The sequence below is a fragment of the Janthinobacterium sp. FW305-128 genome (assembly GCF_020858135.1).
Classification (GTDB): domain Bacteria; phylum Pseudomonadota; class Gammaproteobacteria; order Burkholderiales; family Burkholderiaceae_D; genus Janthinobacterium.
In genome coordinates this window covers 784147-795019 of sequence record NZ_JACYMK010000001.1, presented here as the reverse complement: position 1 = coordinate 795019, position 10873 = coordinate 784147, and the positions used below count along the sequence as shown (strand labels likewise).

Annotated in this window: 10 protein-coding genes; all 10 read right to left on the bottom strand. The window is 64.9% G+C overall.

Features of this window, described 5'->3' with window-relative positions; translation table 11 throughout:
- Positions 1 to 95: 95 nt before the first annotated feature.
- The gene (locus IGS60_RS03615; protein WP_230502437.1) at positions 96 to 1724 is read right to left on the bottom strand and encodes a methyl-accepting chemotaxis protein; all 1629 of its coding nucleotides are present in this window, start codon (positions 1722 to 1724) and stop codon (positions 96 to 98) included.
- Positions 1725 to 1950: 226 nt separating this feature from the next.
- Positions 1951 to 3426: a xylulokinase gene (gene xylB, locus IGS60_RS03610; RefSeq protein ID WP_230502435.1), complete on the bottom strand. Its 1476-nt coding sequence runs from the start codon at positions 3424 to 3426 to the stop codon at positions 1951 to 1953.
- Between the two features lie 17 nt (positions 3427 to 3443).
- A complete protein-coding gene (locus tag IGS60_RS03605) occupies positions 3444 to 4334 on the bottom strand; it encodes an AraC family transcriptional regulator (RefSeq protein ID WP_070289188.1) in 891 nt (296 codons plus the stop codon).
- Between the two features lie 35 nt (positions 4335 to 4369).
- Positions 4370 to 5506, bottom strand: a complete 1137-nt coding sequence (locus tag IGS60_RS03600; RefSeq protein ID WP_230502433.1) for an ABC transporter ATP-binding protein — start codon at positions 5504 to 5506, stop codon at positions 4370 to 4372.
- A gap of 2 nt (positions 5507 to 5508) precedes the next feature.
- Positions 5509 to 6549 carry an NAD(P)-dependent alcohol dehydrogenase gene (locus tag IGS60_RS03595; protein WP_230502431.1) on the bottom strand — a complete coding sequence of 347 codons (1041 nt, stop codon included), beginning with the start codon at positions 6547 to 6549 and terminating at the stop codon, positions 5509 to 5511.
- Between the two features lie 10 nt (positions 6550 to 6559).
- Entirely contained in the window at positions 6560 to 7387 is an 828-nt protein-coding gene (locus IGS60_RS03590) for a carbohydrate ABC transporter permease (RefSeq protein ID WP_230502429.1), read from the bottom strand.
- Entirely contained in the window at positions 7375 to 8271 is an 897-nt protein-coding gene (locus IGS60_RS03585; protein ID WP_230502427.1) for a carbohydrate ABC transporter permease, read from the bottom strand. The genes IGS60_RS03590 and IGS60_RS03585 overlap by 13 nt, the downstream gene beginning before the upstream one ends.
- Positions 8272 to 8386: 115 nt before the next feature.
- Positions 8387 to 9667, bottom strand: a complete 1281-nt coding sequence (locus tag IGS60_RS03580) for a sugar ABC transporter substrate-binding protein (RefSeq protein WP_070312831.1) — start codon at positions 9665 to 9667, stop codon at positions 8387 to 8389.
- Positions 9668 to 9804: 137 nt separating this feature from the next.
- Positions 9805 to 10335 carry a GNAT family N-acetyltransferase gene (locus tag IGS60_RS03575; protein WP_230502425.1) on the bottom strand — a complete coding sequence of 177 codons (531 nt, stop codon included), beginning with the start codon at positions 10333 to 10335 and terminating at the stop codon, positions 9805 to 9807.
- An 8-nt stretch (positions 10336 to 10343) separates the two neighbouring features.
- The gene (locus IGS60_RS03570) at positions 10344 to 10862 is read right to left on the bottom strand and encodes a GNAT family N-acetyltransferase (protein ID WP_070221881.1); all 519 of its coding nucleotides are present in this window, start codon (positions 10860 to 10862) and stop codon (positions 10344 to 10346) included.
- Between the last annotated feature and the right edge of the window lie 11 nt (positions 10863 to 10873).

Sequence of the window (10873 nt, the reverse complement as noted above, 5' to 3'; positions counted from 1 at the left end):
ACATGCTGAAAGGAAATAGTATAAGAATTTTGGCGCGATATTTGCCTGATCGGGTGCCGCTTGACTGGCATCAAGCGGCGCAGGGCACGCCGGCCTCAGGCCAGCGACAGCTTTCGCGCCAAGGCGGCGCCCGCCGATGCGGCCACACCGGGCGTGCCGTGCAGCTTGAAGATGCTGACGGCGTCGGCCAGGCTGGCCGCCTGCTGCTGCAGCGCGTCCGCCGCGGCGGCGGCCTGCTCCACCAGGGCCGCGTTCTGCTGCGTCACGCCATCCATCTGGCTGATGGCGATGCTGATCTGTTCGATGCCGTCGCGCTGTTCCACGCTGGCCACGGCGATCTCGCCGATGATGGCGTTCACGCGCTGCACGCTGCTCACCACCTCATCCATCGTGCGCCCGGCCTGGCCGGCCAGCACGCTGCCCTCTTCCACCGTGCGCACGGATTCGCCGATCAGCTGCTTGATTTCCATGGCCGCCGCGGCCGAGCGGTGGGCCAGACTGCGCACTTCGCTGGCCACGACGGCGAAACCGCGTCCCTGCTCGCCCGCGCGCGCCGCTTCCACGGCCGCATTCAGGGCCAGGATATTCGTCTGGAAGGCGATGCCGTCGATGACGGCGATGATATCGACGATGCGCTTCGAGGAGGCATTGATATGGTTCATGGTCTGCACCACCTGCGCCACGGCCGCGCCGCCGCGCTGCGCCACGTCGGACGCGCCGCCGGCCAGCTGGCGCGCCTGGTCGGCGTTGTCGTTATTCTGCCGCACGGTGGTGGTCAGCTCGATCATCGAGGCGGCCGTTTCTTCCAGCGAACTGGCTTGTTCTTCCGTGCGCGACGACAGGTCCATATTGCCGCTGGCAATTTCACCGGACGCCAGGGCGATGGCGTCCGTGCCGACGCGCACCCTGCCGACGATGGCGGCCAGGTTGCCGCTCATCGCTTTCAGCGCACGCAGCAGGTCGCCGATTTCATCGCGGCTGCCGCCGGCCACCACGGCGCGCAGGTCGCCGGCCGCCACTTGCTGGGCGATGCCGACGGCCGCGCCCAGCGGTACCGTGATGCTGCGGATCAGCCACCACACGGTGACGCTGCCGACGACCAGGGTCACCAGCACGGTGACGAGCATGGCGATGCTGGCGCTGCGGTGCGCGGCGTCATCCTGCTCCTTCATCTGCGCCATCAGGCCGTGCGACTGCTTGCCGATGGCCGCGACGATGGCGTCAATCTGCCGCGTCGGTTCGCGGTCCATGCCCTTGACCAGCGCATCGACCGTCTGGGCGCTGTCGGCGCGCGCGCCATCAAATTTTTGCAGCGCCGCCAGGTAGCTCACGCCCAGCGCATCGTGCGCCTGCAGCGCACGCTCGACGGGCGCCGTATCGAGTTTCAATGCCTCCATCATGGCCTGCAGGCCTTTCAATTCCTTGCGCGTCTGCGCGCCGCTGGCGACGAACGCTTCGCGGTAGCGCTGGAAGGCGGCCGCGTCGCCGCCGCGCAGCAGGATGTTTTTCCATTCCTGCACCTGGATCTTGAATTCCACCTGCGCGCTGCGCGCCGCGTCGACGGCTTCCGTCAGTGCCACGGAGCGCTGCATGGCTTCGTTGCTGCGCGCGCTGGCCGCGTCGAGCGCGCTCCAGCCGCGTGCGCCGACGAACACCAGCGCAAGAAAGAAGAAGGCGCCCAGCAGACCCAGGCGGACGGAGATTTTCAGATTCGCGAGTTGCATATGTTTCTCCCGGCGGCAAGAACAGGATGGCAACAAAGGCGTCGCCAAATCTATCCAATTCCCACCAAACAGGGAAATCATGCGGCCCGCCCCGCGAAAAACCAAGCGGCGCTTTCGCTAGAGAAACACTTTCAACATAGAAACAACAAATTACACGGGAAGATTGACTGTCTGGCCATATTCCCATCGACGCAGCATGGCCGGGCCGGCAATCTTGCCGGCCCCGTCAGCGCGTTGCCGCCGCCGCCCCCGCGAATTCTTCGCGCAACAGCGGATACAAACGCCGGTAGCGCGCCAGACGTTCGTCCAGCACACCGGAGGCCTGCGGCGCCACCGTTTCCTGCACGGCCGGGCGCGTGCACACTTGCGCAGGCGGCAAGCCCGTCGCCGCCATCTGCGCCAGGCGCGCCGCGCCCAGGGTGCCGCCGGCCACGCCGTGATCGTGGCGCAGCACGTGCAAGCTCGAGGCATTTGCGCACAGCTGGGCCCAGAAGCGGCTGCGCGAGCCGCCGCCGACGAACGACGCTTCCTTCAGATGCGTGCCGGCGCTGCGCAGGGCCGCATTGCCGTCGGCCATGGCAAAGGCCACGCCTTCCATCACGCTGTAGGCCAGTTCCGCGCGCCCGTGTTCCGTCGACAATCCGAAAAACACGCCGCGCGCGGAAGCGTCGTTGTGCGGCGTGCGCTCACCGCTCAAATACGGCAGGAAGACGGGGGCCGTGCGCGCCTCGACGTTTTCCGCCAGCGTCACCAATTCGCCGATGTCGTTCGACTGCGTCAGCCGCGCCACCCAACTGAGGCTGGACGCGGCGCTGAGGATCACGCTCATCTGGTGCCAGCGCTCGGGCAGGCAATGGCAGAACGCGTGCACGCCCTGGCCCGGATTGGGCGCGAAGCCGTCGCTGCCGGCGAACAGCACGCCCGAAGTCCCCAGCGACAGCAGGCCGGCGCCCGGCTCCACCACGCCCAGGCCGACAGCCGCCGCGGCGTTGTCGCCCGCGCCGCCGGCCAGCACGACCGCGTGCGCAATGCCCCATTCCTGGCACAGCGAGGGCCGCACCTGCGCGGCGGCATGGCTGCCTTCGACCAGGCGCGGCATGTGCTCACGCGTGAGGCCCGTGGCGGCCAGCATGCGTTCGGACCAGTCGCGTTTGGCCACGTCCAGCCACAGGGTGCCGGAAGCGTCGGACATGTCGGACACATACTCGCCCGTCAGGCGCAGGGCCACGTAATCCTTGGGCAGCAGGACCTTGGCCGTGGCGCGGAACAGCGATGGCTCGTACTTTTGCAGCCACAGCAGCTTGGGCGCCGTGAAACCGGGCATGGCCTGGTTGCCCGTGATGGCGCGCGACTCGGGCACCAGCGCTTCGAGTTCCACGCATTCGGCAAAGGCGCGCGTGTCGTTCCACAGCATGGCCGCGCGCAGCACGTGCTGCTGCTTGTCGAGCAGGGTGGCGCCATGCATCTGGCCCGACAGGGCGATGCCGCGCAAGCCGGAAAACGCCACCGGCTGCGCGGCGCGGATGGCGGCGATCACGTCCAGCGTGGCATGCCACCAGTCTTCGGGATTCTGCTCCGACCAGCCGGGATGGGGGCTGGAGACGCGCAGGGTCACGCCAGCGCTGGCAAGGATGGTCTGCGCGTCATCGGTGAGGATGGCCTTGACTTCGGAAGTGCCGATATCGATACCGAGATAAGTCATTTGATTCCAAAAGAGAGTTAAGAATGGCCGTCGCCGGACGGCTCGGGCATGTTCATCAGCAGGCAGGAGCGGAACTTCGACGGCGACATCTGCTTGTGGGCCAAAAACTGGCGGTTGAAATTGGAAAGGTTGTTGAAGCCCGTGCGGTAGCAGATATCGGTGACCTTCATGTCCGTGTTCATCAGCAGCTCGCAGGCCAGCGCGATGCGCTCCTGGTTCACGTATTGAATGAACGAGGTGCCCGTATGCTTGCGAAAAAAGCGCGTAAATTTCAAGGTGTTCATCTCCGCCACGTCGGCCACGTCCTGCTCGCAAAAATCGAGCGTGATGTTCTGCTTGATGTAGGCCAGCACCAGGTTGATGGTCGACGACATGTAGCGGCCCGCCTGCGCCAGATAGGTCACGCTGGCCAGGGGCCGCCGCTCGCGGCACTCGCACAGCTCGCCGAACAAACGCGTAAACAGTTCGACCCGGCGCAAGCCCTGCGCCGTCGTCAATTCCTTCATCAGCGGCACCAGGCGCAGGCCCAGCGCATCGGGAAATTGCAAGCCCCTGGCGGCCTCGCCCAGCAGGCTTTTCAGGGGCGCCATTTCCGGGAACAGCAGCGCGCAACGTTCGATGAAATCGCTGGAAAACTGCAGCACCAGGTCGCGCTCGGGCAGCACCACGCCTTCCGGCAGTTCGCTGACCCAGTTATGCGGCAGGTTCGGCCCTGTCAGGATCAGATTGCCCGCCCCGTAACTGCCGATATGGTCGCCGATAAAAAATTTGCCGTTCGATGTGATGATGAAGTGCAGTTCGTACTCGGGATGAAAATGCCATTTCGCCACGGTGTGCGGAAAGCCGTGCGCCCACGCGCGAAACGATTCGTGGATCGGTTTGTGGATCAGTTCCAGGTCAGGCGTCACGGCAGTTCCCTTGCGCGGTCTCGTTGCCAGCTATTCTAACCACTTACCTGAGTACCGACCGCCACGGCCAGCCCGCTGTCGGCGTCGAACAGGTGCATGTGCTCCTCGTCGAAGGCCAGCGCCAGGGTCTGCCCCACCTGCGCCGCGCTGTTGGCCGCATTCGCCGGCAGCAGGGCCGACAGGCTCAAGGCGCCGCACTGAAAGCTGATCAGCGCTTCGGCCCCCAGCAGCTCGACCAGGTCGATCACGCACGCCAGGCCATGCGTGCCTGACGGCTCCCGCGTTTGTGCCTGCGCTTGCGCCGCGCGCAAGTGGTTCGGGCGCAGGCCGAAGACCACGCGCGCACCCGCCTGCAGCGCCGCGAAGCGGGGCGACGTCAATGGCCAGCGGTAGCCGGCGCACACGAGCACCGTTTGCCCGCCGTCTTTTTCGACGATGCCGTCGATAAAGTTCATGGCCGGCGTGCCGATGAAGCCAGCCGCGAACAGGGTGCGCGGATGGTTGTACAGTTCCGCCGGCGTGCCGATCTGCTCGATATGCCCGCCCTTCATCAGCACCACCCGGTCGGCCAGAGTCATGGCCTCGAGCTGGTCGTGCGTGACGTACAGGGTGGTGGTGCGCAGGCGCCGGTGCAATCGCTTGATGTCGGCGCGCAGCTGCGCGCGCAGCTTGGCATCCAGGTTCGACAGCGGTTCGTCGAACAGGAACACCTGCGGCGTCTTGATCATGGCGCGCGCAATCGCCGTGCGCTGCTGCTGGCCGCCCGACATGGCGCGCGGCTTGCGTTCCAGCAGGCTGTCCAGGCTGAGGATGGCCGCCACCTCGCGCACGCGGCGCTCGATCTCGTCGTTCGGCACCTTCAGGCGGCGCAGGCCGAAGGCGATGTTGTCGTACACCGTCATGTGCGGATACAGCGCGTAGTTCTGGAACACCATCGCCACGTTGCGCGCGCGGGGCGGCAAATCGTTGACGATGGCCCCGCCGATCAACAGCTCGCCGCCGCTGATGTCTTCCAGGCCCGCGATCATGCGCAGCAGGGTCGACTTGCCGCAGCCCGAAGGCCCCAGCAGGACGATGAATTCGCCGTCGGCGATCTCCAGGTCGAACGGCTGCAGCACGGCCGTCTTCTGGTCATAGGTCTTGTGCAGCTGCCTGCAGGCGATATTTGCCATGATCAGTCTCCTGCCAGTTCGATTTGTATCTTGACGTCGCGCGGATGGCCCTGGGCCGCTTCCTCGAACGCCTGCACGCCGTCGGCAAAGCCGAAGGTGCGCGAAATGAAGGGTTTCACGTCGATCTTGCCCGAGGCGAGCAAGGCGATGGCGCGCGGGAAGATGTTCGCGTAGCGGAACACCGACTCGATGCGCACTTCCTTGGCCTGGATGGCGACGATATCGAAAGGCACCTTATCCGGCGGCATGCCGACCAGCACCAGGCAGCCGTTCGGGCACAGCAGGTCGACGATGTGCTCGTAGGCGCGCATGCTGCCGCTGGCCTCGAAGACGATGTCGGCGCCCCAGCCATCCGTCAGCACGCGCACCGTGTCGGCCAGGCTGGCCTGGCGCACGTCGACCGTGGTCACGGCCGTGTTATCGGCGAACAGGGCCAGCTTTTCCGGCACCAGGTCGGCCAGGATCACGCGCGAGCAGCCGCCCGCCAGCGCCGCCAGCGCAGTCATCGCGCCAATGGTGCCGGCACCGATGACCACCGCCACGTCGCCCGGCTTGATGGCCGCCTTCTTGGCCGCCTGCAGGCCGATGGCCAGCGGCTCGACGATGGCGCCTTCGCCGAAGCTGACGTTGTCGGGCAGCTTGAAGGTGAATGCGGCAGGATGCACGACGTACGGCGTGAGGCAGCCGTGGATGGGCGGCGTGGCCCAGAAGCGCACGGCCGGGTCCAGGTTGTACAGGCCGCGCATGGTGGCCGGCGAGTCGAACTGCGGCACGCCCGGCTCCATGCAGACGCGGTCGCCCGCTTTCAAATGCGTCACCTCATCCCCCACTTCCGCGACCACGCCGGACGCTTCGTGGCCGAGCACCATCGGTGCTTCGACGGCGAAGGGGCCGATCTTGCCGTGCTTGAAGTAATGCACGTCGCTGCCGCAGATGCCGACAGTATGAATCTTGATCTTCACGTCGCGCGGGCCGACGACGAGCGGCATGTCGATGTCGCGCAAGGTGATTTTTTCCGCCTGTTCCAGTACGAGTGCTTGCATGATGAATTCCTTATTTATGTTTGAGCATGGAGTTGAGCAGCCGTCCCAGGATGCCGACGAACAGCAGCGGCGGCAGCGCCAGCAGCACGGTGGAAGCGTTCACCACGCCCCACGGCACTTCCTGGCCCATCGAGGTAAACGCCGACGCCACCACGGGCAGGGTCATGCTTTTCGACGAGGTGAGCGCCAGCGCGATCATCAGTTCATTCCAGACCAGCACGAAGCTGAAGACGATGCCGCCCATCAGGGTCTTCGAGGCCACCGGCAGGGCCACGTGCCAGAACACCTGGTAAGGACCGTAGCCGTCGAGCGCGGCCGCTTCCTCGATCTCCTTCGGAATGCGGGCAAAGGCGGGAATCGACAGCCAGATGATGGTCGACAAAGTCACCAGCAGATACGTCACCACCATCGACAGGCGCGAGTCGTACAGGCCCAGGTCGATCCAGATCGAGATCAGCGGAATGGCGACGGCCACGGGCGGCAAAAAGCGCAGGGACAGCAGGAAGAACTGGATATCCTTCTTCGCCGGAATCGGATAGCGGGCGATCGCATATGCGGCCGGCACACCGAGCACGGCGCCCAACAGCACGGCCACGCCGACGATGGCCACGCTGTTGCCCAGTCCCGTGAGTACCTCGGGGCTGGCCAGCACCTGCTGGTAGTTGGCCAGGGTCGGGCTGAAGAAAAAGCGCGGCACGGGCGTGACGATGTCCATCAGCTCCTTGAAGGAATTGAGCACGGCCCACAGGATGGGAAACAGCGCCACCAGGATAATCACGGTGGTGATGGCGGCGGTGGTGACGGCGCCAGCGCCGCGCGTCAGAGTCAGTTTTCCCATTTGGCGACCCGCTTCCAGAGTAAAGTGAAGATGACAGTCGTGGCCAGCATCATCAGCACGGCCATGCTGGACGCGTACGACACCTTGCCCATCAGGCCGATGCCTTGCGCATACGCGTACATATCCAGCGTTTCGGTGGAGATGCCGGGGCCGCCCTTGGTCATCACGTAGATCAGGTCGAACGAGCGCAGCGACTCGACCATCTTGATGAACACGAGGCTCATGATCGGCACCTTCAGCATGGGCAGCGCGATGTAGGCATACACCTGGAGCGTGCTGGCGTAATCGAGGCGCGCCGCTTCCAGCGGTTCGGCGGGCAGGGTTTCCAGCAGCTTCAGGATGACGGCGCCAAAAAACAGGCCCCACTGCCAGATATCGACCAGCGCCACCGCATACAGGGCCGTGACGGGGTCCGACAGCAGCGCCGTGCCGCCGAGGCCCACGCATTCGAGCAGCCAGTTGAGGATGCCCATCAGCGGCGAATACATGAACTTCCAGATGAAGGCGGCCGACACGCGCGGCAGCAGCACGGGCACGATCAAGAGCAGCGCGAGAAGATCGCGCGTGCGTCCCTTGACTTTCTCGAACAGGAACACGGCCAGCAGCACGCCGACGAGCAGCGAGCCGGCCACGGTGACCACTTCCCAGATGGCCGATACCTGCACGGCATTGAGGAAGCGGCGGTCGCCGAACAGGCGGATGAAATTGGCGAAGCCGACGTAGTCGCTGTCGCTGTAGCGCAGCACGCGGTTTTGCAGGGCCAGGTTGATGGCGGCGATGCTGGGCACCAGGCCCAGGATCAGCAGGACCAGCAGCGGCAGCGTCAGGAACACGGCCGGCAACCAGGTGTGGCGTTTTTTACGGATGGTGTGCGGCATGGTCATGGCTTTCAAACGAGAACGGACAAGCGCTGGCGTTACCCCAAAAGCAAGAGCTGGGGTCAGACCCGTCGGGGTCTGACCCCTGGTTTTAGCTGGTGGAGTCGTTGGCGATATGGGCTTATTTACGCTTGCTGGCCCGCTGCATCACTTCCGTCGCGTACTCGTTGGCCTCATCGAGCGCGCTCTGCACGTCGCCGCGCGTGCCCGTAAACACTTCTTCCAGCACGACGCCCAGGTTGTCGCCGATGTCCGGCCACTCGGGGCTGGGCCAGATGGTGACGCGCGAGACGGGCGTGGTGTCCGTCAGGCCCGCCTGGATCTGCGGCTTGACGTGCTTGCGGAAGTACTCGCTGGCGATGGTGCTGCTGCGGTTGTAGTCGCTGAAGACGTTGTCCTTCAGGCGCGCCTGTTCCTGCTCCTTGCCCGTGGCCCAGGCGATGAACTTGCCGGCCGCCTGGCGCGTGCATTCATCCTTCGCGCCCGTGGCGGAGATGGCCAGGCCATGGCCATACGCGGCCGATGGCAGCGGCGATGGCGGGCGCACATAGCCCACCTTGTCGACCACCGAGGATTTTTTCGGGTCTTCCATCCAGTCGGCGAACGGCGTAGATTCGATCATGAAGGCCACCTTGCCCGACCTGAATGCTTCGAGCGCATTGCTCCAGTCGTAGGTGGCGCCGCCCGGCGGCGAATACTTGAACAGTTCGCGGTACAGGGTGGTGGCCTTCACGGCCTGCGGCGAATTGAAGGCCGGCACGCCATTGTTTTCCCACTTGCCGCCGGCGGCCAGCATGAACGGCGCCCAGCGCCACACATTCATGCCCGAGCCGCGCTGGCCCCGCGCCGCCCAGCCGTACACGTTCGGCGGGTTGTTGAGTTTTTTCACGGCGGCGACCAGTTCGTCGAGCGTCTTCGGCACGGCGATGCCGGCCTTTTCCAGCAGGTCGCGGCGGTAGAACAGGAAGTCGCTGCCGCCGATCAGGGGCGCGAAATACGCCACGCCCTTGTACGAAGCGACGGCGCGGCGGCCCGGCAGGAAGTCGTCGTAGTCGGCGTCCTTGGGCAGGTATTTGAGCAGGGGAACGACCCAGCCGGCCGTGGCGAATTCGGCCACGTTGGCTTCGTCGATGTAATAGATCTGGTAGGAGCCGGCCTTGGTGGAAGCGTCGAGCCTGGCCTTGGAGCGGCGATCGTTTTCGCCGAAATAGCTGATCTGCACCTTGGTGCCGTTTTTCTTTTCATACTCGGCCAGGGTCTTTTCCATCACGGTCAGGCCCAGGCTTTTTTGCGCCAGCACCTTGAGGACGGGCACCGAGCAGCTTTGCGCCGATGCCGCCGGCATCGATGCACAGGCGGCGGACATGACGCCGCCCCATGCAATAGCAGTAACGATTTTCATCACGAGTCTCCAGTTTTTATAGTCCGGCGGTTTTCCACCGGTATGCCAACTATAAAAACAAAGCCCGCGCGCCACCACTACAAAAGACGCGGCTTTCTAAATACTTTTTTTCACTTTTCCGATACGGATTTGCCGCGTCAATCCAAACGAAAATCGCGGCGGTAGACATTCGTATCCTTGCCCGACGGCGGCATGCGCGTAAAGCGCTCGAAGCGCAGCCCCAGCTTGTTGAGCAGATTGATCGACGCCTGGTTCTGCAGCGACGTGATGCCGTACAGGGTGGGCAGGCGCAGCACGTGCTGCGCATGCCGCACGATGGCCGCCGTCGCCTCCCAGGCATAGCCTTGGCCCCAGTAGGCGGGACGCATGGCGTAGCCGATATCGGGGCCGGGCAGGCTGTCGCGGCGCACCAGACCGGCCATGCCCACGGGCGCGCCATCGCTGCGGCGCTCGACGATGTACAGCGAATAGCCATGCTCGCGGAACTGCGCCATCGGTCCCGACTCCAGCGCGGCGCGGGACGCTTCCAGCGTGTCGATGTTGCGCTGGCCGATGTTGGCGATCCACGACGGGTCGTTGACCAGCTCCATGTAGAAGGCCGCATCGTCCAGGGTGGCGGTGCGCAGGCGCAGACGGGGCGTCTCGATGACGGTAATCGGCTCTGTCATGGCGCCGCTCATGCCGGCCACTGCATCGGGTCGGTCAGCAGCTGGTACATCACGTAGGCGTCGACATAGCCCAGCTGCGCGTGGCGGTAGGCCAGCGGCAAGGTGGCGACCACCGTGAAACCCAGCTTTTTCCACAGGGTGACGGCGGCCAGGTTGGTGCTGACGACGAAGTTGAACTGCATCGCCAGGTAGCCCGCGCGGCGCGCTTCTTCCATGCAGTGCACGCCCATCAGGCGGCCCACGCCCACGCCTTGCGCGGCGGGATCGACCATGAACGAGGCATTGGCCACGTGCGATCCATGGCCCGGCTGGTTCGCCACCAGCTTGTACATGCCCAGCAGGCGCTCGCTGCCCATCACGGCGACGAAGCTTTGCACGCCGGGACCGAACCAGTAGGCGTGGCACTCTTCGCGCGTGGTCCCGGCGGGGAAGGTATAAGTGTCGCCGCCGGCGACCAGGGTCTGGAAGATCGGCCACATGGCGTCGAAATCGCCTTCATTGGCCGGACGGATATCAATTTCTTTCAAGGCGGTGCTCC

Coding starts and splice junctions, on each gene's coding strand:
- IGS60_RS03615 (WP_230502437.1), bottom strand. CDS start 1,724: ATGCAACTCGCGAATCTGAAAATCTCCGTCCGCCTGGGTCTGCTGGGC.
- xylB (WP_230502435.1), bottom strand. CDS start 3,426: ATGACTTATCTCGGTATCGATATCGGCACTTCCGAAGTCAAGGCCATC.
- IGS60_RS03600 (WP_230502433.1), bottom strand. CDS start 5,506: ATGGCAAATATCGCCTGCAGGCAGCTGCACAAGACCTATGACCAGAAG.
- IGS60_RS03595 (WP_230502431.1), bottom strand. CDS start 6,549: ATGCAAGCACTCGTACTGGAACAGGCGGAAAAAATCACCTTGCGCGAC.
- IGS60_RS03590 (WP_230502429.1), bottom strand. CDS start 7,387: ATGGGAAAACTGACTCTGACGCGCGGCGCTGGCGCCGTCACCACCGCC.
- IGS60_RS03585 (WP_230502427.1), bottom strand. CDS start 8,271: ATGACCATGCCGCACACCATCCGTAAAAAACGCCACACCTGGTTGCCG.
- IGS60_RS03580 (WP_070312831.1), bottom strand. CDS start 9,667: ATGAAAATCGTTACTGCTATTGCATGGGGCGGCGTCATGTCCGCCGCC.
- IGS60_RS03575 (WP_230502425.1), bottom strand. CDS start 10,335: ATGACAGAGCCGATTACCGTCATCGAGACGCCCCGTCTGCGCCTGCGC.